This is a genomic window from Pseudomonas sp. SDO5532_S415 (assembly GCF_054071155.1).
Map to the genome: position 1 here is coordinate 1 of NZ_JBSVWS010000012.1, position 23850 is coordinate 23850.

Sequence of the window (23850 nt, forward strand, 5' to 3'; positions counted from 1 at the left end):
CCTGCAAAGGCCCGTGTTGAACCTGTGGGAGCGAGCCTGCTCGCGAAGAATGTCTGGGCAACGCGTTCATTCAGACGGCTGGAAAAGGGGACAGATCTATTTTTGGACGTGACGCGCCCACATGGAAAATAAATCCCCTTTTCCTGCCCCCCTTTTCCTTCAAGCAGTCAACCCAGGCGAACCTGGCTATACGAGAGAGGGGTACGAAACATCCCGATCGCCGGGACCTATCGGTTTGCCGATTGGCAGCCATACTTTTGCATCAACGGCACCGCTCCCGGGATTGCCACGGTGGTACGCCGAATGAATGCGACCTTCCGGTCACTGAACTGCGCTGGAGGTGCTTGATGCTGTCCTTGCTCTCTGAACGTCCATTGATCTGGGGCCTGGCCTTGATCCTGATCGATATGGTGATGTGGCGTGTGGTCGGTCCCCACCGGTACAACTGGAAAGTGCTCGCGCGCTTGGTCATTTTTTCGTTGTACAGCGTGCTGTTGTTCCATGAAGGCTTGAGCCCATGGGAGCCCGCACCCTCGATCGATGATGCGCCGCTGCAATTTGCGCACACGGTGCTGCAGATCATCTGGTGGCTGTTCGGCGCGCGTACTCTCACGGTGATGATCGGCGCCGTGATGATGTATCGGGTAGGGCACGCCGGGCGGTTACTCCAGGACTTGCTCGGCGCGGTGATTTTCCTGGTCGCAGTGATCGCCGCGCTGGCTTATGTGCTCAACCTGCCGGTCAAGGGGGTTCTGGCGACGTCCGGTGCCTTGGCGATCATTGTCGGTCTGGCCCTGCAAAGCACCCTCAGTGACGTCTTTTCTGGAATCGTCCTGAACACCACCAAGCCCTATAAAATCGATGACTGGATCGCTATCGACGGCACCGAAGGCCGGGTGACCGACATCGATTGGCGTGCCACGTTCCTGCAAACCTCCCAAGGCAGCATGATCGTGATTCCGAATTCGATGGCGGCCAAGGCCAAGATCACCAACTTCAGTCGGCCCAGCGACATGTTTGGTGTTTCGATCAGTTTGTTGATCAGCCCGCATGTGCGTCCAAACAAGGTCTTCGATGCCCTTGAGCGGGCCGCCCAAGGCTGCCGCATTCTGCTGACCAAACCCGCTCCCAAGGTAACGATCAAAAGTACCGGGGGCAATGGCGTGGAATACGAAGTCAGCGGCTTTGTGCTGTCGATGGATCAGAAACGTACGGTGCGCAATCAGATGTACGATCTGGCGTACCGGCATTTGCTGGCGGCCGGTATCAGCTGGATATCTTCAATTGAACAGAGTGAGCCTGCGCGGCTGTCGCGAGCCAGAGCCTTACTGGACAACACCAGCATTTTCTCGACCAACTTGAGCGAAGAAGACAAGGACCACGTCAGCCAGAACATGACCCTGCAGTCCTTTCCCCCTGGCGAAGTCATTCTGGCGGGTGGGCAGGTCAGCTCGCAGTTGTACATCATTGAGTCCGGCGTGGTGACGGTGGCCTTGTTTCGTGGAGGCGTCAAATTCGAAGCCGGGCGCATGGGGCCGGGGGAGGTGATCGGTGAAGGCGGGATCGTCTCGGGAACAGCGCTGCCGGCGGAGTTCGCCGCGCTGACTTTTTGCAATCTGTATCGGATCGAACGGGATTATCTCCAGCCGTGCGTGGAGGCTCGTCACGAGATGTGTCAAGCGATGAAGGCGTTGCTGGATTTCCGCTTGCAGATAGCCCATACGATGACTCAGGAAGAGCCGAAGGCCATCGAGAAAAAAGGTTTCCTGCAGTGGCTGCGCAGCCGGGTGTGATCGGTCAACAGGTTTGAGATAAGGGCAGTGAAAAACAGTAAATCGGCTGATGCCTTCACAGCTGTTAACAGGGGAGGGGAATTGAAAAGTGGCCTGGCAAATGCTTTGCCCCCAAAGATCCGCTCAATTTGTAGTTGTAGATTCACTTGCTCCCTTCATGACTAATCCACCCTGGGTCATATTGCAATCGACAGGGTGGGTCAAACTTTCAATCAGCGCCAACACATCGCAATCAATACTTCGTTAGTAACGAACAATTCGCAAAGAATAAACGATTTTTATTGATGCAACGTGCCCGTTAGCATGACCTCTTCCAGCCCCCTTGAACTGCGCCCGAAAGGGCTGCCGGCAATGCTGATCTTTACCTGGACCTGGCCATCGATCGCGCCGGGTGGACGCTGGCCTGGGGTCGGGAGCGTCATGGGCTCGAATTCGGGGTGGGCGATGATGCCTGCTGATGACGATGAATGAGATCGAACACGCGGCCGAATACCTGCACGCCGGCAAGCGGGTGACTGTCCCCACTGAGTCCGTCCATGGCCTGGGAACAGATGCGCTGAACGCCCAGGCGGTGTCCGGCATTTACGCGGCCGGAAGGCGCGTGCAACGGCTTCGAGCCCGTTACTGAAAACACCGCCTATCTGTCAGGGGGCACGGCATGACCGTCATAAGCGTTGCCCAACCTTGGATGTGGGCCGCCTTTATCGGCTTCGTCCTCGCCATGCTGGCGCTTGATCTATTCGTCTTCGGCGGGCGTAAGGCGCATCGTGTTTCGGCCCGCGAAGCGCTGGCCTGGGTGATCGCCTGGACCAGCCTGGCGTTGGTCTTCGCCGTCCTGCTCTGGTGGTATCTGCACATCATGTTTGGTGCCGAAGTGGCCCAGCGTACAACGCTCGAATTCCTGATGGGTTACCTGATTGAGCAGTCGCTGTCGATCGACAACATGTTCGTTTTCGTGATGATCTTCGGCTACTTCGCCGTGCCGCCAGAGATGCAGCGCCGCGTCCTGCTCTATGGCGTGCTCGGCGCCATCGTCATGCGCGCCGGTATGATTTTCGCCGGTGTCTGGCTGGTGCAGGAGTTCGCCTGGCTACTCTATGTCTTCGGCGCCTTCCTCGTCATCACCGGCATCAAAATGCTGATCTTCGCTGACCAGCGGCCAGATCTCGATAAAAACCCCTTGCTGCGCTGGCTGCGTAGCCATCTCCGCATCACCGACGGTTTTCACGGTGAGCGCTTCTTCGTGCGCCAGAACGGCCTGCGCTGGGCAACGCCGATGTTCCTGGTGCTGGTATTGATCGAGGCCACTGATCTGGTATTTGCGGTCGACAGCATCCCGGCTATCTTCGCCGTCACCACCGACCCCTTCATCGTGTTCACCTCCAACACCTTCGCCATCATGGGCCTGCGCTCGTTGTATTTTCTGCTTGCCAACATGGCCGACCGCTTTCACTTGCTCAAGTATGGTCTGGCCATCGTACTGATGTTCATTGGTGGCAAGATGTTGGTCGCGCCGTGGTGGCACCTGCCGATCCAATGGTCGCTGGTCATCGTCGGCGGCATCATCCTGGTTTCGGTGCTGTTGAGTCTGGCTTGGACGAAGAGCAAAACACCGGTCAGGGAAGTGCACAGATATCGATGGCGTCTGTAACAGGTACAAACGCGGAGCCGGATACGCTGATGGCGTCGGTGCTTGCCCCCGCCAAACTCAAACGTGGGTGATTTGGAGCAGCGAAAGGTTTGCCCGAAACTTCAGTAGTTCGGGCAATCAGGGGATGGGCCGAGTCACTCGACAGTTTAGGAAACAAACCGCGCTGGAGCAGCGATAAACACGCTCCTGCGCAGTAGTATCAGGCTCTCAAGCCGGGGAGGGCGCAGTCAGCAGGTACCCGTCCAACTCTTCGATCACGCTCATCGAAAGCGTCATCTGCGCATCGATACGCGTGTCGAGTGCCCCGATCATCTGCTTGTCCCGCTCAGCACGCACCGCACCAAACAGATCGATCTTGTCGAGCAGGTAGCAGACAAACGTCATGCTCAGCGCGGTCGCCGCCCCCACTAACACAGCCGTCAGCACCCCAGCAAACGGTGCAAACAGGGGGATCCCGAGAATGAGTTTCTCGGCAACTTCTTCCAGGGCCACGCCACCCACCACGACACCGCCTGCCGCAAGCAACTTCAAGGCTTCATGTGAAGCCTGGGCGAAGGTCATGTCCTTGGGCGGGAACAAGAAAGTCTTCAGTGCTTTGAGCAGCGAGAAGATCCCTTCGCGGATCATCCGTACGGCACGTTTGCCGGTGGTAACGAACAGGTTGATCATCATGGTCACGGCATTGGACACGAAGCCCGAAATGAAGCCGCCACTGAAACTGTGCAGCATCTGTTCCCATCGGCCCGCCACTTTGACGCCTACGCGATTCAGGCGCTCGCCCAGTTCGGCAAGGATGGTGTCGCTCTGACGGCCGTTGCGGTACAGGTCCTTGATCTCGTCCAAGGCGCTGCTGAACAGTTCGACCATCAGCATGCCAAAGGCCTGCTGGCTGCCCATTTTCAAGCCTTCGGTCATACCAGTCTGGGCGGCGTGGACGGTGTAGTAGGCGGCTTTTTCAGAGGTGCTGGGGCCGTGGCGTTCGGCAGTCGCTTGGCCTCGTTCCAGTGCCGCCTCTACGCGCTTGCGATCAATACCGTAATATTCTTCGTTTGTAACGTTGCGACCGTTCGAGTTCTTATCCAGCCACACCAGTTTTTCTTCATCGCTCATTGAGCTATTGATGCTGCGCTGCGTGGAGATGAGATTCTCGGAGTCGGTCGCAAAATCGGCGCGCTGGGTCTTTGACTGCATGAACCCGCCGTTCTGGTGGTAAGTCTTCAGCGGCACGATGTGGTCGGGACTGGTGTGTTTACCCATCACCGTTTCGCCCGTGTAGCCGTCGGTGAGTTGCCCCTTGTTGTCCAGTTGATCTCTGGTGAAGCTGGCGCCTACCGAAGATTTGCTATCTCCGGAGAACTTTTTGCCGTTGCTGTTCCAACCTTTGTCGTAATGATCGCGGTTGTATTTTTCTTCGTCAGGATTGGCGTAGATGTCCTGCTGGGCGTTGTTGACGGTCGTAACGTTGCCACCGTCCTTGTCGAACACCGCAAGGAACTTACCCAGTCCGAGTGGACCGGCAATGGCGCCGATAATGTCGCGCTGTGCCTTGGCCAACAGGTCGTTCACTCGAGCCTGGTCGAACTCCTGCTCGATCTCCTTCAGCAGCTCGCGGGCATCGTTGGGGGCGGCCTGTAGCGTAAGGCTCAACGAGGCGTGGTAGTCCAGGCTGGCGAGACGTGCGCTGTCGGCCTGCTTGGCCAGCAGTGCCGCTACATCTTCAGGTGCGGCAGCGGCGTGAAGCAGCGGTCGATTGGCCAGTTGCTCGCGCAGGGCCTGTTGTTTTCTGAACTGTTCGAGCTTGCTCATGGGGCGCTTTCCTTACGCGGTTTTTAGGCTGTTCCAGGCTTGCAAGAAGGCCGCTTCCTGCGGGTGTACGGTATCGTCCGAGAGCACTACCAGGTTGATGATTTCGTCGAAGATGGACAGGCTCATGCCCGATTTTTTCGCTAGCTCGTAGGCTTCCTTCACCGTTGGCGGTTGCTGGTAGATCGACTCGATTTTGGCTTTGATCGCCTCAGGGATGGCGCCGGCGGCGAGGCCATGGATGAAAAGCTCGATGTTTGACCGTTCGGATGGGGTGATATCGCCGTCGCATTGGGCGGTCGCGACTGCCACGGCGTTCAGGGCGAGGATTGCATTGAAGTGTGTGCCGGCCGCCTTGAGGCTTTCCATGGCTTTTTCGAGGCGGTCTTTGAGCACCGAGATCTCAGCCAGTTGTTCGGCTTTGGCTTGCTTGACACCCGCATCGAACCCGGCCTTGCGTACTTGCGCATCTCCGTCCAGGTTCGCTGCCACCACAGCACCGGCAACGCCAGCGCCCACGGCAGCAGCGATGGTGCCGGCCCCGGCGAGTGAGCCAAGCAGGCTGGCGCCACCGACCAGCGATCCGCCGCCGGTAAAAGGTGCTGCCGCGATGGCCCCCACCCCGATCGCGGCACCGCCGAGAACTTTCAGGTAGTCTATTTCCTTATCACCGGAGACCACGTCGCCCACGTAATCGCGAGTGGCGTCGTAGCCGTTGGATACGGTTTCGCGAGTCGCGTCGTAGGCATCAGACACGACGTCACCCACGGTTTCTGCCGCGTCGGACAGAGTTTCGACAGTGGAGCTATAGGCATTGGAGGCGGTTTCGGACACTGCATCGGCCACATTGCCGACCGTTTCGCGGGTGGCGTCATACGCATCGGAGACGGTATCAGCCACTTTGTCAGCCACGTCGCTGACGGTTTCCTTGGCCGAGTCGTAAGCTCGGGATAGGGCGTCGCCGATGGACGAGAAGATATAAGTACAACCCAATGCGTCGCGAACCATCGGTTCGCTCTCGTGGCTAACCAGGTTGGCACCGAAGCCTTGAGCCGATTGCAGGAAGATACGTCGATACATGAGCAGGCCATCCTTGGTGGACAAAAGTGCCTGCGATTCTCCATAGGGTGTGCATGATGTCAATATGCCTTTAGCCACATTTTCCAATGACCTCTGTTCATGCGATACGAAGACCCCCCGTCATTTGCATGGTCTCTACTCATAAAGCCAAGGCTTCAGCGCCTCCAGGTTTTTCACCACAATCTGCTGTGCCGACGCCTTGGGCTCAAGCTTCTTTGGATCGATCTGGTACCGCTGCAACACATATCCCACCAGCGCACACCGCGTCGGTATCACCAGCTCACCGTGCTCCATCCCAAAGTCGACCTCAATGATTGCCTTTTGCTCGAGCTTCAAACGCGAGTCCGGCTCGATGACCACATCGACAAGGGTGTTCCATTCCTCATCCTCGCCGATCAGGTTCTCGCTCATTCGCTCGAACTCCGGCTCCCCCCGGAACCTGCTCAACACAAAATCCCGATACTTTCGATTCTTCTCGCAATAAGCCCGTACATGCCAGCGCATGCCCGTGTAGACCAGGGTATGCGGCGATATCAGCCTCGTCTCCGGCACGGGATTGGACAGCGACACATATTCGATGGCGATCACCTCGCCATTGCGGCAAGCCTTGAGCAGTGGCCGCAGTACTTGCGGACGAATCGTGCGGTCCGGCACCTCCAGTACCTTGGTATGCGCATAAGCCAGTGCCAGTCCCTCTACATGCGGCGCCCGCGAGTGGGTCTGGTTCAGCAGTTGCAGATAGGCATTGGCACTGTCATCGATGAACAGCGGCTTGAATTGCTTGCTCGGTACATAACCCTTTAGCTGCTTGTCATATGTAAGGTTTTTGGGCGCATGCTCGGTGATGTAGGTGTTGATGTCTTTGGACGCCTGTTGGCGGCTGATGCCGAAGCTCTGCATCAGGTGGCCCGTGGTAAGGCGGCCTTCCCACCAGGCCACGGTTTCGATCAAACGATAGCGAAGTGCTAGATCCCAGCGGACCTGGTTGATCTCTTGTGCGCGTTTCATGGCCCGTCCATGTGCGTGGTTTGTTTACCTGTACAAGTCTACAATCTATACGTGTAATAAATCACTACATATTCTTTTGCTGTCTTCGGAATAAATGACTTAGCAAAAGGATTGAACATGACTACGACGGATGTGATTTCGGCAGCGGCCCTGGTGATGATGGTGGTGATTACTGTGCTGCTGCTGGCCCATTATCTGAAGTTGCAAAAAGTGTGGGGCACGATTGTCAATTGCCGTACGACTTTGCGCTGGGCGCGCATTCATGAGTCGGAGAACAAGGAGCTTCGTTCCGCTCTACGTGCTGAGAGGGCGCATGTGGATCAGTTGCAGAGGAAGGTAACGTTGCTGGAGGAGTTGTTGCCCGAAGGCAAATGAATACTGCCCGTCGTTTATCGCACGGTCGAGACAGTTGGAGCCTGCTCGCGAAGAATGTCGAGTCAACGCGGACATCCAGACGGACTGCGTAATCGTTGACGTCCTTCGCGAGCAGGCATTGCTCCCACAGGGCAGCCTCAACGCTCCATGACATAGGTGCCAGGTGCAGGGCAGAGGGGCGGGTACTTGCGCGAGCCGAGTTTCTTCGGCGCCGGCAGGCTGTCACCCGAGCGCTGCCCGATCCATTCGCGCCAATGCGGCCACCAGCTGCCTTGCTGGCGCTCCCCGGCGTTGTGCAGCCAGGCCTCTGGGGTCTCGGCGGCGGCAGGTGCCGTGTAGTAGAACGACTTGGGGTTGCCCGGCGGGTTCACCAGGCTCTGCAGGTGGCCGGCGTTGGACAGCACGTAAGTTGTGTCCTCGCCAAACAGCCGGGCGGTGCCGTAGCAACCCTGCCAAGGGGTGATGTGGTCGGTGGTGCCGCCCACCACATAGGCACCCACCTTTACATGGGTCATGTCGATCGATTCGCCGGCAATTTCCAGGGTGCCCGGATTGCTGTAGGGGTTGTGCTGGATGAGGTCGAGGTAATCGGCGTGCAGTTGGGCGGGTAACCGCGTGGTGTCGTTGTTCCAGGCCAGGATGTCGAAGGCCGGCGGCTTATTGCCCAGCAGGTAGTTGTTGACCCAGTAATTCCAGATCAGGTCGTTGGGCCGCATCCAGGCGAACATGCGGGCCATGCCCTGGCCGCTCAACACACCCTTGCGCCGGGAGCTGGCCTTGGCCGCGCGCAGGGCGGACGGGGTGGTGAACAGCCCCAGGGTGGTGTCGTCCAGCGCCGAGGGCATGTCGAGCACGCACACGGCCCAGCTGGTGTTGGCCACCTTGTGGCCTTCGCCACGGGCCGCCAGCCAGCCCAGGTAGGCCGCCAGGGTGATGCCGCCCGAGCAGGAGCCCCACATGTTCACATCCGGGCTGCCGGTGATCCTGCGTGCCACGTCCACCGCCTGGTCGAGGCACAGCGCGTAATCGGACAAGCCCCAGTCGCGGTGCTCGCGGGTGGGATTGCGCCAGCTGATGACGAAGAGGTTCACGCCGCTGTCCTGGATCCACTTGATCAGGCTTTTCTCCGGCGACAGGTCGATGGCGTAGTACTTGTTGATTTGCGGCGGCGACATCACTAAGGGCCGGGCATAGACCTTTTCGGTGGTGGGCGCGAACTGCAGCAGTTCGAACATCTCGTTGCGAAACACCACTTCGCCCTTGGCCGTGGCGATGTTTTCCCCCACCTTGAATGGCGTGCTGTCGACCTGTCTCGGGAGCCCACGGTTGGTCAGCATGTCCTCGCCGAATTGGCGCATGCCCCTGGCCAGGCTCATGCCACCGGTGTCCACCAGCTTGCGCAGCGCCGCCGGATTGGTCAGCGGCGAGTTGCTCGGTGCCATTGCATCGGCCAGGAGCGCGGCCACGAACCGTGCCCGGCTCTTTTCCAGCGGGGCAAGGTCGGTGGACTCGATGAAGCGGGTCAGCTCACTTTGGCCGGCCAGGTAGCTCTGCAGCAAGGCGCGCAGGAAGGCATTGGATTGCCAGGCCGGATCGGCGAAGCGCTTGTCCTTCGGGTCCGGGGCAATGCTGGAGTTGCCGCCGACGATGCCGCGCAGCGCCTTCAGGTAACCACCCAGATGCGCACCCGCCTTGAGCGGCGACTTGCCCACGGCCTTGAACAGGTAGCCGGCCGAGCTGGCCAGGTCCGCCGCGCGCACGCTGACCAGCGGGTTGCCTGCCAGGGTCTGGTTGGCAGCCGTACCGATCAGCTCTTGCTGCCGGGGGTTGTCCGGGAGGTCTACATCCTTGCGAGCGCGACGCTTTCGGCCGGTCGCCGGGGGGCGCTGGGTGGGGGTTGCGGTCTCGGTCGTTCGGGTGGATCTGCTCATGGCGGCTCTCGTGATTCCGGGCGCTGTGTTGTTTGGCACTGACTCTAGGGCAGCAACGGCTACGGCCACCTCGCATCGCACGACAGCGAGTTTTCATTTCATGACAAGGGCAATCGTGGGCGGACAACTGACAGTGCCCAGGCTGCCTGCCAAGGCTGCGCAATTGGAGAGTCGCCTGCGCAATCGGGGAGGTTGGCAGGCGGTGCAGTCGCTAGTTTAGGGTCCATCCAGCAACAAGACCTTGCGACCGGAAGGCCCGGGCAACACAGGCTTACCCTCTGCGCTTTCGGGTCGACTAAGGGAAACCTTTAGCCGGGTTGAAGTTTTCCCCCCAACGGATGCGGTTCTTCTCGATACCGGTGCGGCGTCTACTGACTTACCTTGGGCTGGCAAGAGGCGTGTCGTCTGTTCCCTTGAGCCCGCCCGACGTTTTACCCCATAACAACAATAGGCCTGACCATGCTCGAATCCACCGTCCTTCATGTCCCTCATGCAATCCGCCTTCCTGCGCGAGAGGGCACGGTATTCGGCTGGCGGCATTTTTAGTTTTTAGTTTGAACCTGCTCCTATAAATACAGTGCCCCAGGCACATACAGATGTGGAGAAGTTAGATGTATGAGGTAAAACAATCTTGCCGCGGGCTCGGTATGGCCGGTGTATTGGGAATGATCTGTTCGCCATTGACGGCACAGGCCGATGTCATTGATGACAGTCACTTCAAAGTGGATACGCGTAACTTCTACTTGCACCGTAACTACACCAATACCAATGCGCCGGACACTGAAGTGCACAGTTGGTCTCAGGGGTTCGATGCGCAGTTTACGTCCGGCTACACCGACACGGCCCTGGCCATCGGCCTTGATGTGGATGCACAGTATGCCGTGCGCCTGGATTCGTCGGGCAATGACGGCTCGCTGCCGTATAGCGTCAGCGACCGGCAGACGGCCGATGACTACAGTCGCGCCGGTGCAACCCTCAAGATGCGCTACAGCAAGACCGAGTTGAAAGTGGGTGACCTTCGCCCGCAACTGCCGGTGGCGTTCGATGACACCAGTCGGCAACTGGATACGATCTATCAAGGGGCCGTGGTCGAGTCCAGGGAGGTCGATGGGTTGACACTGACCGGTGGCCGATTCTGGTCGGCCGTGACACGGGAGTCTTCCAATCACGAGAAACTGTACAAGTTTGGCTCCACCGATAATCTCGACAGTGATGGCCTGGACTTTGGCGGCGCAACTTACGACATTACCAAAAACCTGCAAGCCAGTTATTTCTATGGAGTGCTGCACGATATTTATCAGCAGCATTATTTTGGCCTGATGCATATGGCCGACCTGGGTAATGGCTACAAACTGAAAACCGACTTGCGCTACTTCAATAACAATGAAGATGGCAATGCTTTAAACGGTGAGATCGACAACCGTTCCTACGGTGCCTTGTTCAGCTTGCTCAAAGGCGCCCACATGTTTGGCCTCAGTTACCAGCGCATGCTCGGTGACAGCGTATTCCCCACGATGAACGGTTACATACCGCAACCTTACCTGGTGCACTGGTCGTCCCTCGGGTTTGTCCGTCCGGATGAAAGGTCCTGGGGCGCGCGCTACAGCTATGACTTTGCCGGGATGGGCGTGCCGGGGCTCAAGCTCTACACCCGCTACATCAAGGGTACCCATTGGGACCGTGGTGCCAACCTGAGCGACAACCAGGAAAGCGAACGCTTTCTGGGGCTCAGCTACGTGGTGCAGAGCGGGGCGCTGCAAGGCCTGGGGCTGGACCTGCGCAACATCGACGTGAAACAGAAGTACGGCTACGACTACAACGAATTCCGTTTTGCCACGACTTACACCTGGAAGTTCTGGTAAACCCACCCGACGTTTGACCCCATAACAATAAGAGGCCTGACCATGCGTGAACCCTTTGTCCTTTGCATCTGCCCCGCAACTTTCCAGTCGTTGTTCTGCGCACCGCTACGCGCATGAGCGGATTCCAAGAGGAGCAAACACTAGTGAATATCCAGGTCGATAACGCGGTCCTGCAGCAGCAGAAGAAAACCTACATCTACGAGTGGTATGTGGTCGGCCTGTGCATGATCGCCTACATCTTTTCCTTTGTGGATCGGCAGATCCTGGCGTTGATGATCGAGCCGATCAAAGCCGACCTGCAGATCAGCGACACCCAGTTCAGTCTGCTGCACGGATTGGCCTTTTCGTTGTTCTACGCCTTCATGGGCATGCCCATCGCCTATCTGGCCGACCGCTTCTCAAGGCCGAAGATCATCGCCGTCGGCGTCGTGTTCTGGAGCCTGGCGACGGCTGCCTGCGGCCTGAGCAAGAACTTCCTGCACATGTTCCTCGCCCGCATTGGCGTCGGCGTCGGTGAAGCGGCCCTGTCACCCTCGGCCTACTCGATGTTCAGCGATATGTTCCCCAAGGAAAAACTCGGCCGCGCAGTGGGCATCTACTCGATCGGCTCGTTCGTCGGTGGTGGTCTGGCTTTCCTGGTCGGCGGCTATGTGATCGCGATGCTCAAGGACATGAACACCATCGAGGTCGCCTTCCTCGGCGCGATGAAGGCCTGGCAGCTGGCGTTCTTCATTGTCGGTCTGCCCGGTATCGTGGTCGGCCTGTTGATCTGGCTCACCGTGCGTGACCCGGCGCGCAAAGGCCTGCAGGTCGATGCCCAGGGAAGGGCCAGGAAGGTCGCGTTGGGCGACGGCTTCCGTTTCCTGGGTCGTCACCGTGCCACCTTCACCTGCCATTACCTGGGCTTTTCGTTCTATGCCATGGTCCTGTTCTGCATGATGAGCTGGAGCCCGGCGTTGTATATCCGCAAGTTCGGCCTGACGCCGGTAGAGGCGGGCTACATGCTGGGCACCGTGCTGTTGCTGGCCAACACCGCCGGGGTGCTGTTCGGTGGATGGCTCACCGACTACCTGGCCAAGCAAGGCCATCAGGACGCCGCCATGCGCACTGGCGTCATCGGTGCCCTGGGCATGGTGGTGCCCGCCGTGCTGTTCCCGCAGGTGGATCAACTGTGGCTGTCAGTGACGCTGTTGGTGCCGGCGATGTTCTTCGCCTCGTTCCCGATGCCGGCGTCCACGGCGGCGATGCAAATCCTCGCGCCGAACCAGGTGCGCGCCCAGGTCTCGGCGGTGTTCCTGCTGATCAGCAATCTGCTGGGCCTGGGTCTGGGGACCACGCTGGTGGCGCTGTTGACCGACCGCTACTTCGGGTCGCCCGCGGCGGTGGGGTCGTCGATGTCGCTGGTGATCGCCGGCGCGTCGGCATTGACCGTGCTGCTGCTCTGGCGTGGTTGCCACCGTTTCCGCGAAAGCTATGCCCGGGAGTACCCGGGCCTGGCTTGATTGGTCATAGTCCACGATCGGCGCGCGGGCCTCGCTCCTGTTGAAGGGAGCGGGGCCTGTGTGCTCCAGATCAGGAGAAGCCCTGATGTTGAATGACGTACACCTGCTCGAACGGCACAGCCTGCTCAGCTCGGCCGATTACCGCGAGATCAAGGACAAGGTCAGCCACTACCTGTGCCCGCACAGTTTCAATGTGCTGCGTGACGAGCCGATCCATACCCGGCTCAACGGCGTATTCTTCGGTGATTCGGCGCTGCTCGACCTGCGCTATGGCGCGCCGGTGGAGATCACCATCGATGACATTGCCGATCAGTACCTGTTTCGCATTACCTTGCAGGGGCAGTGCGAGGTGGCCCACGGGCGGCGCAGCGCGGCCATGCAGTCAGGCTACTTGAGCGTTTCCTCGCCGTTCGCGCAAAGCCGCATCGTCACCGATGGGCAGTGCCGCAACCTGATCCTGCGCGTCGACCGTGATGCTCTGGAGACGCAACTGCAACACCTGCTCGGCCGCAGCCTGCGGCAGTCGGTGATCTTTGATGTCAGCGTCGACCACCTGGGCGCCGGCGTCGTCAGCCTCTATCACACCCTGGACTATATCTGTCGGCTTTACGGCAGCGGGGTGGACGGTTCGCGCCTGGCCGGCGGCCTGTCCGAATACCTGATGCAACTGCTGCTCACTCAATTGCCGCACAACTACTCGGCGGATCTTTTGATCGATACGCGTGCGCCGCTGCCGCATCACGTGAAAAAGGCCCGTGACTACATCGAGGAACACCTCGACGAACCCATCAGCCTGACGACCTTGAGCGGATTGTGTGGTGTCTCGGTGCGCACCTTGCAGAATGGCTTCAACCAGTTCCTCCAGCAGGCGCCGGTCGAATACATCCGCGACCGTCGTCTGGCGGTGATCCACGAGTCGCTCAAGCACGGCAGGGCCGGTGAAACCGTCACCGATATCCTGTTGCGTCACGGCATCAACAGCTTCGGGCATTTCTCCAGCGCCTATCGGCAACGCTATGGCTGTCTGCCGTCGGACACCCTGCGCCGACGCAAGCATTGAGACGGCTGCGCAATCCGTCAGTCGGCTGCGCAATCGGAGGAGTCTGTGGCGGTGCGGCTCGATAGCATCGAGTCTCTTACAAGAGGAGCATCTCCATGAAGATTACCGTGCTGGGTGGTGGACACGGCTGTTACGCCGCTGCTGTCGAAATGGCTGAAAAGGGGCACCCGACCCGCCTGTGGCGTCGAGACAGCGCCGCGCTCAAAGCGCTGCTGGCCATCGGCAGCCTGACCATCAAGGACTATCAAGGCACCCGCACGTTGTCCGTGGGGCAGGAGGGCGACAACCTGTCGTTCACCGACGATCTGGCCGAAGCCCTGGGCGACGCGCAACTGGTGATCATCCCGCTCCCGTCGACCTCCCACGAAGACCTGGCCAGGCACGTGGCGCCGCACCTTCGCGACGGGCAGGTGGTGTTCCTGCCGCCGGGCACCTTCGGCAGTTTCGTGTTCGCCAAGGCCATGGCCGATGCGGGCAACCAGAGCAAGGTCGCTTTCGCTGAAACCGGTACGCTGCCCTACCTGGTACGCAAACACGGCGCCAGCGACCTGGTGATCAGCGGCTACGCCACCCGCCTGCCGACCGGTGTGTTTCCCGGCAACCTGTCCGAACACGCTTTCGCGGTACTGCGTGAAGCCTACCCGAGCGTCGAGCCGATTGAAGACGCCCTGAGCGGTGCGTTGATGAACGCAGGCCCTATCATTCACCCGCCGCTGATCATGATGAACGCAGGTCCCCTGGAGCATTTCGAGGCCTGGGACATTCACAACGAAGGCACCCAACCGTCGATTCGTCGTGTGACCAACCAGCTTGATGCCGAACGCATGGCTGTGCGCGAAGCACTGACCTACGGTGCGCCGCACTTTCCCCTGGCCGACCACTACAACACCACCGAAGGCGATGAGTGGATGTACGGTCGCGGTGCCCATGGCAAGCTGACCGACAGCGGTGACTGGCGCGAAGATATCGACCTGCAGAAACATCGCTACATGCTCGAAGACACCCGCCTGGGCCTGTCATTCCTGGTGTCCGTCGGCCGCTGGGCCGGTGTGCCGACCCCAGTGGCGCAGGGCCTGCTGAGCATCGCCTCGGTTGTCGCCGGTCGTGATCTCTACGCCGAAGGCCGCACGCTGGAGAACCTGGGGCTGGCCGAGCTCGACCGGGTGCAAATGACCGAGCTTCTCTCCAGAGGCTTCAACTGATGAACGCCGCGCTGCCCAACGTCAGCGTGGTCGGCGCCGGCCGGATGGGCGAGGGCATTGCCCTGGCGTTCATCCATGCGGGCCTGCCGGTCACCCTCATCGACATCAAGGATCGCGCCGAGGATGAGCGGCACGGCTACTTCGAGCGTGTGCGAAACAACATCCGCAGCGAACTTCAGACGCTGGCAGCCCTTGGCGTGCTTGAGCCGGAACAGGCGGACATCGCGATCACCCGGCTGACGCTGCTAAGCAGATCCCAGGCCGCAGAGGCATTGCGCCTGTGCGACCTGGTGTTCGAAGCGGTGCCGGAGATCATCGCGGTCAAGCAGCAGACCTTCGCCTGGGTCAGCGCGCATGTCCCGGCATCGACCATCATCGCGTCGACCACCTCGACGTTCCTGGTCACCGAGTTGAGCGAAATGGTCAGCACGCCTGCGCGCTTCGTCAATGCACACTGGCTCAATCCCGCGTACCTGATGCCGTTGGTGGAAGTCAGCCGCAGCGATGCCACCTGCCCGCAGGTGGTCGAACGACTGCTGCAACTGCTTAAACAGATCGGTAAGGTACCGGTGGTGTGCAGTCCGGTGGCGGGCTACATCGTGCCGCGCATCCAGGCGTTGGTCATGAACGAAGCCGCGCGGATGGTGGAAGAGGGCGTGGCCAGCGCTGAAGATATCGATACCGCGGTGCGGGTCGGCTTCGGGTTGCGCTTCTCGGTGCTGGGCCTGCTTGAATTCATCGATTGGGGCGGCGGCGACATTTTGTACTACGCCTCGCGCTACCTCAGTGGCGCGCTGTCACCGCGCTTCGAATCGCCACAGGTGATCGCCGACAACATGCAAAACGGTCGCAATGGCCTGCGCGATGGCCAGGGCTTCTACGACTACCGCGACCTCGACGTGGAAGCCTACAAGCAGCAGCGTCTCGGCGACTTTGTCCGCAAACTGGAGTTGTCGGGATTGACGCCGGCATTCGATGGCGCCTTGAGGCAGCCGTAAGCGGATGCCTGCAGAACCTGCGCAAAACCTGTGGGAGCGGAGTGCTGTTCACTTAAGAGAATCTTGAGTCTTACCAATCCTTGTGGCGAGCGAGCTTGCTCGCGCAGGGCTGCGCAGCGGCCCCAAAAACCTGACAACCATCGCGATTTTTGTGAGTGCTACGCACTCAAGCGGGAGTGAACTCCCTCGCCACAGATTTCTTGTTTGCCTGAAAATTATCTGAAGTGAACAGCATTCCTGTGGGAGCGGAGTGCTGTTCACTTAAGAGAATCTTGAGTCTTGCCAATCCTTGTGGCGAGCGAGCTTGCTCGCGCAGGGCTGCGCAGCGGCCCCAAAAACCTGACAACCATCGCGATTTTTGTGAGTGCTACGCACTCAAGCGGGAGTGAACTCCCTCGCCACAGATTTCTTGTTTGCCTGAAAATTATCTGAAGTGAACAGCATTCCTGTGGGAGCGAGCCTGCTCGCGAAAGACGCCCAGACAACGCGGTCATTCAGACCGCCCACATCACCCCAGCGCACTGGCATCGCTTTCATGCTGGTCTGCAAAGGCCATGAACACGTCCAGATCGAGCACATCCAGATTGATGCGGGCGATAAAGGCGGAGAAGGCCAGGTTGGCGGCGAGCAACCGCAGGTCAGAGGCCCAGGCGGGTACGTAAGTAGGACCCTTGAGCCAGCCGCATTCGAACAATGGGGCAAGGCGTACCGTGTCCCCCAGACTGAGGCGCCCGGCAAACAAATGCCCCACCGGATCCGGCCGGTTATCACGGATCGCAATGCGCAGCAGCGTATGCACGCCAAGCATCCCCGTCAGATAAGCAGCATCCTTGGTAAACGCCGAGCCACCCCGCAGGTCAGCGCCTCGGAAAACCCGTTGCGTCGAGCGGAACGACTCCTCCTGGAACTGCCCACCCGCCAAAAAGCCTTCAAACACCTGGATGAAATCGGCGCCATCCAGTGCCTGCTGCACCGCAAGTACGCGCAGCGCCAGGCGCCGCAGACGGTTGATGTCCATGCTCCCCGTAAACAGCTCGGCCAGAGTGGCAATACCCTCCTGCGTCTGGGTCGTGCGCGGCGCCCCCAGGCCCAGGCTTTTGAGGTTGGGTTGCAGCGCACCGTTTTGCGCCGTGGCCACATGCACGAAAGCCTCGTGCTGCAACAACTGATGCTTATCCAGTTCCGAAAACAGCGCGCTGGCCCGCAGGCGTATACGGCTCGCCCCGGCGATGGCCTTGGCGGCGAGGGTTGCATCGAGTACCACCTCGATCTGCCCCTCACCGAAGAACCGGTCCAACTCCGGTTGCATCCACGCGGCGAAGGCCTGCGCCGGAATATCCGCCCGAGTCGGTGGAATCCGTACACCGCCTAGCAGGGCGTCGGTGGTCTTGAGAAAGAAACGCGCCGCATCCAGCATGCTCAGCTTCTGATTCGTGTAGTAGAAGTCCGGCCGGCGGTACAGCGCTGACGAATAATGAGTAAAGGCCGGTGTACCCATTGCACCAAGCATGCGACCGGCGGTGGCATAGCTGCGAGCGGTCATGGCGAGAAAATTGCCGGCCGGATGGCCTGGGTCGCAATGGGAGATGAAATCTTCCAGGGCGGCAATATCGGCGGTGTGATCGCGGGGCTGGAGTTCGACTTTGGGCAGCTGTGCACGCCCGGCGCGCCAGTTTTTCAGGAAGGCTTCTTCGATGCCCTCGGGCCAGCTCAAGGCGTCCAGTACGCGGATCTTGCGGGTCAGGGTGGGTAGGGTGGCGTCGAGGTCGGCGAGGGAGGGGGGCATGGGAGGGGCCTTGGTGGACAAGGGGTGATTGTGGAAGCTTAGACGTTGGCAGTGGGGGGAGGGGGCGTCAGGCGATTTGAAGTAAGAAAGCTGAGTGTTATGCGTTCAATCGTTGAGAGATTTTTTATATGGATCCCACTGCGCATTGTTTAGTCAGGAGAGCGCAGTTTTGCGTTAAGTGGGGCGTTTGGTGGTTGTGATCGACGAAGAATGAACCGCAAGCGGACGTTCGGTGTGGTCTGCTTCGGCCAAAAGGCTGACCTTGCAGATCAGCTGCCAGAGGACCACTTTTCCACTGCTATGCTGATGAGATCTGTTTCTACACTAGAGACAAGTAGCATGGCAGCACAGGGCGAGCATTCCAGGTTCATCTTCAAGGCTATGACCTGCTCGGCCGGCATTTTCCTTGTCGCCGGGGCTGCCATGACGCTGCTGGACACTCGCCTTGACCTGACGTTGCTGGCAGATACCACGGGCAGGCTGCAACGTTTGTGGGATTGGCTTTTGCTGGAAACGCCAATGCCGAACTGGTCGCTGCTGATGATAATCGCGATGTTAATCAGCACGCTGTCTGTAGCGATTTGCTACGCCCGCATCACCGATGGAACCTACAGCGAGTTGCACGAGATAGAGCGAAAAGTTTACAAAAAGAACAACCCTCAGTTTCCTCAGTTGACCGATGACCAGACGCTACTGATGGAAGCTTTGGCCTATCATGCGAACTTCAGAAAAATTGCGAATTTAAACTCGGTTTGCAAGCTTGTCTCCCTCAGCACATTGGAAGTTGAAGCCGGTCTGAAGCAACTGCAAGCCAAACGTCTTGTGAGGCAAAAAGTCACAAGGGGTACGTTCGGTGCCACCACTTTTGAACTTACCTTGGCAGGTAAGGATTATGCGTTGGAGCGATTTGAGCTGACGTAAGGGCACCTGTGGGAGCGAGCCTGCTCGCGAAAAAAATCGGGTCAACCCGGACATCCAGACGGACCGCGTTATCGTTGACGTCCTTCGCGAGCAGGCTCGCTCCCACAGGGGGATGTGTTCAGACAACAAATGGCGATCGAACCTGGGCGACGGTGATTTTTACGCAAGCGGCGACCAACAGGCCAGTAATCAGCGTTTCTTCCGTGGGCTTTAACCGAGTTTCGAGCCGGCACGCAGCTGCACCGGACTGACTCCCAGCCGTTGCCTGAAGGTGGTTGCCATGTGCGCCTGGGAGTTGAAGCCGCAGGCGTGGGCGATTTGTGCCAGGGTCGCTGTCGAGTCGCGCATCAGGGCTCGGGCCTTGGCGAGGCGGCGGTCGATCAGGTAGCTGTGCGGGCTTTTGCCCGTTGCGTGTTTGAACGCGCGCATGAAGTAGCCTTCGGACAATCCCAGTAACCCTGCCATTGCCGGTATACCGAGCGGGCCGTCGAGGCCCGCGTCGATGAACTCGTCGAGCAGGCGCATCCGGCTGCCGGTGATCGAGCCTTGGGGCGCAGCCGACCAGGTTTCCTTGTCCGTCGCCCGTTCAGCCAATGCCAGTGCCCAGGCCTCCCAATCGTCCTCCACCGAGGCCTGCAACAGCGCGGCGCGCATGCGCAACGCGAGGGTAACGGCCTGCGGATCAATACGATTGTTGAAGGCGCGATCCCCTGTCAACGGAGCACCGTCGGTGCGCACGACCCGCAGGTATTCACCGCCCTTGGCTGACTCGGAGAGTACGTCGCAGCCGGCGGGAACGAATGCCAGGCCGTTGGGCAGGGCGTCGAAAGGCTGCACTCGATCGCAACCGATGGCGTGCAGGCCTCGCTGGCTGTCGAAGGCAAAGCCGATCGCCGCCTGGGTCGCGACATAGCGGGTCGCGTAGGCGGCGCCGGGCAGCAGTTCGATCGCCCAGGGGCCTGCCTCGATGCGACGGACCGGTTCGGAGGGGAGTGGGGGCCGCAGGCGGCTTCGATGGCTCATGCACACCATAGTAGTGAAGCGGGCACACAAAAGTCAGGTCAGTTTTTTGAAAGCCGGGGTGATGCGCTCCTGTCTAGACTGGGCAAAACCTCAGGGGGATGACCGATGCACACACTGACCCGCGACGATATCGAACAAGCTGCCCGCCACGTTTACCAGGTGATGCCTGCCACCGCCCAATACCCTTGGCCCTTGTTGGCCGAGCGACTGGGTTGCACGGTGTGGGTCAAGCACGAAAATCACACGCCTACCGGTGCTTTCAAGGTGCGCGGCGGCATTACCTTCATGCACTGGCTCAAACGCACGCATCCAGAGGCGAAGGGCATCGTCACCGCTACCCGTGGCAATCATGGCCAGAGCCTGGCGCTGGCCGCCAGCGCGCTGGAGTTGCGGGCGTTGATCGTGGTGCCGCAGGGAAATTCGGTAGAAAAGAACAATGCCATGCGCGGCTTTGGCGGCGAGGTGGTGGAGTATGGCCGCGATTTCGATGAGGCCCGTGAAGAGGCTGCGCGGCTGGCGCAAGTACATGGGCTCTATCTGGTGCCGCCGTTCCACACCGAGCTGGTCAAGGGCGTGGCCACCTATGCGCTCGAGTTGTTCACGGCGGCACCGGATCTGCACACCGTCTACGTGCCCATTGGTTGTGGGTCGGGAATTTGCGCGGTGATCGCCGCCCGCGATGCCTTGGGTCTGAATACCGAGGTAGTGGGGGTGGTTTCCACTGAGGCCGAGGCGGCGAAGCTGTCGTTTGAGGCTGGAGCCCTATGCGAAACCGCCTCGGCGAATACGTTTGCCGACGGCCTGGCCGTGCGCAAGCCGGTTGCCGAAGCGTTTGCCATCTACGGGGCGGCTGCGGCGCGGATTGTATCGGTCAGCGAAGAGCAAATTGCCGAGGCCATGCGCGTCTATTACACCGATACCCACAACCTCGCTGAAGGCGCCGGCGCGGCGGCCCTGGCAGCGCTGATTCAGGAGCGTGAAACCATGGCCGGTCGAACGGTGGGAGTGATCCTGTCCGGCGGGAATATCGACCGATCGGTGTATGCGACAGTGATTGCGTGAATGTTTGAGGCTGTACAAGCCCTCAGAGCAGGCTCCACGACACCCCGACATACACCCCAAGACCCTCGCCCGGCGTGGAGCGTGCCGCATCCAGCCCTTTGTCGTCGTAGCCCGGCGTGACGGTGGCGGCGTAGTGCTTGTTCGTCAGGTTGCGCATGTCCAGCCACGTCTGCCAGTCGCCCTTGGGCGCGTTGTAGCCCAGGGTTGCACCGAACAGCGCGTAAGGATCGGCGTAATAGCTGTTGGCGTAATCCACCGCCACCTTGGACACTAACTGCGTGTTGAGCGCGGCGAAAAAGCCCTGGGGCCAGTCGTAGCGCAGTTCGCCCTGGTAGTAGTGCATCGGCAGGCCCGGCAGGCGGTTGTCGCCGAAGCGGTCGTCGTCGCGGTAGTGGAAGTCACTGAAGGTATAGCTCTGGCGCAGGCTCAATTGGCCGCCATCGTCCCGCGACCACAGGTTGCTCTGCAGGCCGGCTTCCACGCCCTGGTGCACGGTGGGGCTGGCGTTGAGTTCGTAGGGGGTGGTGGCGTTGGCATCCGGCAGTACCGAAAGCAGTTCGTGGCGCACTTGGGCGTAGTACCAGGAAAGGCTCCACTGGCCCACCACGCTATCGCCGCGTCCACCCAGTTCCAGTGTGGTTGCTGTCTGGTTTTGCAGTTCGATCGGATCACGCTGCGTACCGGTGGCAGGGCCGCTGCCGGCCGGGAACCGCTGGTTGGCGCTGTAGATCAGCGACCACGGGTGCGGCCCTTCGACCGAACGACTGAGATTGCCGAACAGCTGCAGACCCGGCGTCACCTGATAACGCAGGCCAAGGCGTGGCACGTAGTCCCAGTCGTTGAGGCTGGTCTTGCCACCGCCCTCGGGGTAAGTCACAGCGCTTTCACGGCGGGTGTAAATGGCGGCCAGGCCGGTGGTCAGCCACAGGTCCTCGGCGATCTCCAGGTCATTGCCCGCATGCAGGACCGTGTCTGAACCCTGGTAGGTGAAATTGCGCATGGGCGTGCCCGGCGCGTAGCCGGCTGTGTTGCCGCTGGGGATTCGTACCCGTTCGCTGGCGCCGGCATTGGGCAGGTGCCTGGTCACGCGCAAACCCAGGGTGCTTTGGCTTTCCAGGCCCCAGAGGGTGTCGCGGCGCTTGTAGTCGAAGGTGCCGCTGACATCGGTGTATGCCACTTTCAGTCGGTTGGGACCCTCGCGCAAGTCCATCGGATAATCGTGGTAGACAAGGCCGGTCTGGATGCTCGAATCGTCATCGAGATAGAACGTTGTCTTGTTGCCGATAAAGGTACTGCCCGGTTGGTCACGGCTGTCATCGCGCGCCACATAGGCGGGGTTGGCTGCCCGAGGGTCATGCTCGATGGAGTGCTTGGTCACCCGGCCGGCGAGGTCGTTGTCGGTCTGGCGGTGGCGCAGGTAGAAGCGTGTTTCCAGGTTCGGGTTGAAGCGATAACCGAAATTGGCAATGACACCCTGACTCTCGCTGGCCGTGTGGTCCTGGTAGCCATCGGAACGCGCATCGGTCATGGCCACGTAGTAGTCGAAGTCGCCCAGCACCTGCCCGGAGCTGACCTGGCGCTGCTGATAACCATGGCTGCCCATCGTGTAGCGCACTTGCAACTTGGGTGCGTCGTAGCCGGTGTGACTGACGTAATCGATGGCCCCGCCCAAGGCCAGCGCGCCACGGTCGAAACCGTTGGCGCCGCGCAGCACTTCCACATGGTCGAGCCACAATGGTTCCAGCAATTCATAGGGTGTGCCGCCAGGGCCGGTGAGTGGCAAGCCATCAAGCATCGTATACAGCCCCGAAGCGTGGGCGCCCGGTGCACGGTTGATCCCCGATCCACGGATCGAAATCTTCACCCCTTCGTTGCCTGCAGACTGGGCATAAACCCCGGGCTGATAAGCCAGCACATCCTGGTTACCGGCCACCCGACCCTGCAGGGTACGGCGCATGTCCACCACATTGGTGCCGCCGGGCACCTGGGCCAGCCGGGCCTTGGCGTCCTCGACCGACGCGTCTTCGCCACTGCCGTCTTCAGCCCCGATCAGTACTTGTCCAAGCTCCAGGCCCTGGGCCTCGGCCATGGCCGGACAGACAAGGGCCAGGCCCAGCAAAGCAGCGGGCAAGGAATTGGGCGAAGGCATTGAGAGAACTCCAGACGTACAGGAACGGGCAGTGAAGAACTGCGACGTAAGGAGGAACGAAGGAAACACATGGGGATTTTGTTTTTTTGGCCAGGTAAAGGAGTATCGCCTGGCCGGTGATGTGGTTTGACGGTGTCAGGGGCGGGTTTACACCGTCAGTTTCCGGCTGAATTTGGTTTCCATCACAATATGGGAAGCGGTGTGCGCCACCCCCTTGATCATGTTGATCCGGGTGAGTTCAGCGTTGAGTTCGCTCAGGGTCGGCGTGGCGAGATGAATGATGAAATCCGATTCACCCGAGACTGCATACACAGCCTGCACAGCATCCATCTTGCGAAGAGAGGTCATGACATCGGTATAACTCTTGTTAGTGCAGGAGGTCATGGTGAAACAATTGATGGTCTGCTGGAGTCTGTTCTGGTCGATACGCACGCTATACCCGGTGATGACGCCAGCCTTTTCCAGTCGGGCGATCCGCTCTTGCACCGAAGACCGTGAGACTTCGAGCTTGCGTGCCAATGAAGCTGTGGGTTCGCGTGCGTTGTCCTGCAGCAGGCCAAGCAATTGCCTGTCCTTGTCAGTCAGGTTAAACAACGGACCGGGATTCTGCGCTTGCATGAACACTTCCTTGACCTCGCTGGGAT

The 23850-nt window shown here is 59.9% G+C and carries 19 protein-coding genes; 11 read left to right on the top strand and 8 right to left on the bottom strand.

What is annotated here, in order from left to right:
* The first annotated feature begins 347 nt into the window (after positions 1–347).
* The 3 genes from ACW9HW_RS05935 (at position 348) to ACW9HW_RS05945 (ending at position 3444) form a co-directional block, all read left to right on the top strand.
* Positions 348–1793, top strand: a complete 1446-nt coding sequence (locus ACW9HW_RS05935; RefSeq protein ID WP_457398898.1) for a mechanosensitive ion channel domain-containing protein — start codon at positions 348–350, stop codon at positions 1791–1793.
* Between the two features lie 457 nt (positions 1794–2250).
* Entirely contained in the window at positions 2251–2421 is a 171-nt protein-coding gene (locus ACW9HW_RS05940; RefSeq protein WP_457398899.1) for a Sua5/YciO/YrdC/YwlC family protein, read from the top strand.
* Between the two features lie 30 nt (positions 2422–2451).
* Complete coding sequence (locus tag ACW9HW_RS05945; protein ID WP_095195294.1) at positions 2452–3444, top strand: TerC family protein; 993 nt, start codon at positions 2452–2454, stop codon at positions 3442–3444.
* 207 nt (positions 3445–3651) lie between these two features.
* Here ACW9HW_RS05945 and ACW9HW_RS05950 read toward each other — a convergent pair whose 3' ends face one another.
* From ACW9HW_RS05950 to ACW9HW_RS05960, 3 genes are all read right to left on the bottom strand, one after another.
* A complete protein-coding gene (locus ACW9HW_RS05950; RefSeq protein WP_095195295.1) occupies positions 3652–5250 on the bottom strand; it encodes a hypothetical protein in 1599 nt (532 codons plus the stop codon).
* A 12-nt stretch (positions 5251–5262) separates the two neighbouring features.
* The gene (locus ACW9HW_RS05955; protein ID WP_457398901.1) at positions 5263–6327 is read right to left on the bottom strand and encodes a hypothetical protein; all 1065 of its coding nucleotides are present in this window, start codon (positions 6325–6327) and stop codon (positions 5263–5265) included.
* 135 nt (positions 6328–6462) lie between these two features.
* Complete coding sequence (locus ACW9HW_RS05960; RefSeq protein ID WP_095195297.1) at positions 6463–7335, bottom strand: helix-turn-helix transcriptional regulator; 873 nt, start codon at positions 7333–7335, stop codon at positions 6463–6465.
* 117 nt (positions 7336–7452) lie between these two features.
* Here ACW9HW_RS05960 and ACW9HW_RS05965 point away from each other — a divergent pair, with 117 nt between their 5' ends.
* Positions 7453–7710 carry a hypothetical protein gene (locus ACW9HW_RS05965; protein ID WP_095195298.1) on the top strand — a complete coding sequence of 86 codons (258 nt, stop codon included), beginning with the start codon at positions 7453–7455 and terminating at the stop codon, positions 7708–7710.
* A 137-nt stretch (positions 7711–7847) separates the two neighbouring features.
* Here the strand turns inward: ACW9HW_RS05965 and ACW9HW_RS05970 are convergent, their stop codons facing one another.
* Positions 7848–9641 (bottom strand): alpha/beta fold hydrolase, encoded by a 1794-nt coding sequence (locus ACW9HW_RS05970; protein WP_457398904.1) that lies wholly within the window; start codon positions 9639–9641, stop codon positions 7848–7850.
* 611 nt (positions 9642–10252) lie between these two features.
* Between ACW9HW_RS05970 and ACW9HW_RS05975 the strand changes: the two genes are divergently transcribed.
* The 5 genes from ACW9HW_RS05975 to ACW9HW_RS05995 all read left to right on the top strand — a co-directional run bounded on the left by ACW9HW_RS05975 (position 10253) and on the right by ACW9HW_RS05995 (position 16265).
* Positions 10253–11503, top strand: a complete 1251-nt coding sequence (locus ACW9HW_RS05975) for an OprD family outer membrane porin (RefSeq protein WP_457398905.1) — start codon at positions 10253–10255, stop codon at positions 11501–11503.
* A 143-nt stretch (positions 11504–11646) separates the two neighbouring features.
* Positions 11647–13005 (top strand): spinster family MFS transporter, encoded by a 1359-nt coding sequence (locus ACW9HW_RS05980; protein ID WP_095195302.1) that lies wholly within the window; start codon positions 11647–11649, stop codon positions 13003–13005.
* Positions 13006–13090: 85 nt separating this feature from the next.
* A complete protein-coding gene (locus ACW9HW_RS05985) occupies positions 13091–14065 on the top strand; it encodes an AraC family transcriptional regulator (RefSeq protein WP_095195303.1) in 975 nt (324 codons plus the stop codon).
* A 95-nt stretch (positions 14066–14160) separates the two neighbouring features.
* Positions 14161–15267, top strand: coding sequence for an NAD/NADP-dependent octopine/nopaline dehydrogenase family protein (locus ACW9HW_RS05990; RefSeq protein ID WP_095195304.1), 1107 nt, complete (start codon positions 14161–14163; stop codon positions 15265–15267).
* Entirely contained in the window at positions 15267–16265 is a 999-nt protein-coding gene (locus ACW9HW_RS05995; protein ID WP_457398908.1) for a 3-hydroxybutyryl-CoA dehydrogenase, read from the top strand. Before ACW9HW_RS05990 ends, ACW9HW_RS05995 begins: the two co-directional genes overlap by 1 nt.
* A gap of 508 nt (positions 16266–16773) precedes the next feature.
* Here the strand turns inward: ACW9HW_RS05995 and ACW9HW_RS06000 are convergent.
* Positions 16774–18051, bottom strand: a complete 1278-nt coding sequence (locus ACW9HW_RS06000) for a tyrosine/phenylalanine carboxypeptidase domain-containing protein (protein ID WP_457398909.1) — start codon at positions 18049–18051, stop codon at positions 16774–16776.
* Positions 18052–18390: 339 nt separating this feature from the next.
* Here ACW9HW_RS06000 and ACW9HW_RS06005 point away from each other — a divergent pair, with 339 nt between their 5' ends.
* The gene (locus tag ACW9HW_RS06005; protein WP_457398958.1) at positions 18391–18972 is read left to right on the top strand and encodes a hypothetical protein; all 582 of its coding nucleotides are present in this window, start codon (positions 18391–18393) and stop codon (positions 18970–18972) included.
* Positions 18973–19182: 210 nt separating this feature from the next.
* Here ACW9HW_RS06005 and ACW9HW_RS06010 read toward each other — a convergent pair whose 3' ends face one another.
* Complete coding sequence (locus ACW9HW_RS06010; protein WP_457398960.1) at positions 19183–20004, bottom strand: helix-turn-helix transcriptional regulator; 822 nt, start codon at positions 20002–20004, stop codon at positions 19183–19185.
* Positions 20005–20100: 96 nt separating this feature from the next.
* Between ACW9HW_RS06010 and ACW9HW_RS06015 the strand changes: the two genes are divergently transcribed.
* Entirely contained in the window at positions 20101–21057 is a 957-nt protein-coding gene (locus tag ACW9HW_RS06015; RefSeq protein ID WP_457398911.1) for a threonine dehydratase, read from the top strand.
* 22 nt (positions 21058–21079) lie between these two features.
* Here ACW9HW_RS06015 and ACW9HW_RS06020 read toward each other — a convergent pair whose 3' ends face one another.
* Both ACW9HW_RS06020 and ACW9HW_RS06025 read right to left on the bottom strand, forming a co-directional pair.
* Complete coding sequence (locus ACW9HW_RS06020; protein ID WP_457398913.1) at positions 21080–23206, bottom strand: TonB-dependent receptor family protein; 2127 nt, start codon at positions 23204–23206, stop codon at positions 21080–21082.
* 147 nt (positions 23207–23353) lie between these two features.
* Complete coding sequence (locus ACW9HW_RS06025) at positions 23354–23824, bottom strand: Lrp/AsnC family transcriptional regulator (RefSeq protein WP_095195310.1); 471 nt, start codon at positions 23822–23824, stop codon at positions 23354–23356.
* Between the last annotated feature and the right edge of the window lie 26 nt (positions 23825–23850).

Excerpts from the sequence above, each read along its gene's own strand:
- ACW9HW_RS05965 (WP_095195298.1), top strand. The coding sequence starts at position 7,453 with ATGACTACGACGGATGTGATTTCGGCAGCGGCCCTGGTGATGATGGTG.
- ACW9HW_RS06015 (WP_457398911.1), top strand. The coding sequence starts at position 20,101 with ATGCACACACTGACCCGCGACGATATCGAACAAGCTGCCCGCCACGTT.
- ACW9HW_RS06010 (WP_457398960.1), bottom strand. The coding sequence starts at position 20,004 with ATGGTGTGCATGAGCCATCGAAGCCGCCTGCGGCCCCCACTCCCCTCC.
- ACW9HW_RS05975 (WP_457398905.1), top strand. The coding sequence starts at position 10,253 with ATGTATGAGGTAAAACAATCTTGCCGCGGGCTCGGTATGGCCGGTGTA.
- ACW9HW_RS05990 (WP_095195304.1), top strand. The coding sequence starts at position 14,161 with ATGAAGATTACCGTGCTGGGTGGTGGACACGGCTGTTACGCCGCTGCT.
- ACW9HW_RS05970 (WP_457398904.1), bottom strand. The coding sequence starts at position 9,641 with ATGAGCAGATCCACCCGAACGACCGAGACCGCAACCCCCACCCAGCGC.
- ACW9HW_RS06020 (WP_457398913.1), bottom strand. The coding sequence starts at position 23,206 with ATGCCTTCGCCCAATTCCTTGCCCGCTGCTTTGCTGGGCCTGGCCCTT.
- ACW9HW_RS05950 (WP_095195295.1), bottom strand. The coding sequence starts at position 5,250 with ATGAGCAAGCTCGAACAGTTCAGAAAACAACAGGCCCTGCGCGAGCAA.
- ACW9HW_RS05955 (WP_457398901.1), bottom strand. The coding sequence starts at position 6,327 with ATGTATCGACGTATCTTCCTGCAATCGGCTCAAGGCTTCGGTGCCAAC.
- ACW9HW_RS06025 (WP_095195310.1), bottom strand. The coding sequence starts at position 23,824 with ATGCAAGCGCAGAATCCCGGTCCGTTGTTTAACCTGACTGACAAGGAC.
- ACW9HW_RS06005 (WP_457398958.1), top strand. The coding sequence starts at position 18,391 with ATGGCAGCACAGGGCGAGCATTCCAGGTTCATCTTCAAGGCTATGACC.
- ACW9HW_RS05935 (WP_457398898.1), top strand. The coding sequence starts at position 348 with ATGCTGTCCTTGCTCTCTGAACGTCCATTGATCTGGGGCCTGGCCTTG.
- ACW9HW_RS05985 (WP_095195303.1), top strand. The coding sequence starts at position 13,091 with ATGTTGAATGACGTACACCTGCTCGAACGGCACAGCCTGCTCAGCTCG.
- ACW9HW_RS05960 (WP_095195297.1), bottom strand. The coding sequence starts at position 7,335 with ATGAAACGCGCACAAGAGATCAACCAGGTCCGCTGGGATCTAGCACTT.
- ACW9HW_RS05940 (WP_457398899.1), top strand. The coding sequence starts at position 2,251 with ATGACGATGAATGAGATCGAACACGCGGCCGAATACCTGCACGCCGGC.
- ACW9HW_RS06000 (WP_457398909.1), bottom strand. The coding sequence starts at position 18,051 with ATGCCCCCCTCCCTCGCCGACCTCGACGCCACCCTACCCACCCTGACC.
- ACW9HW_RS05995 (WP_457398908.1), top strand. The coding sequence starts at position 15,267 with ATGAACGCCGCGCTGCCCAACGTCAGCGTGGTCGGCGCCGGCCGGATG.
- ACW9HW_RS05945 (WP_095195294.1), top strand. The coding sequence starts at position 2,452 with ATGACCGTCATAAGCGTTGCCCAACCTTGGATGTGGGCCGCCTTTATC.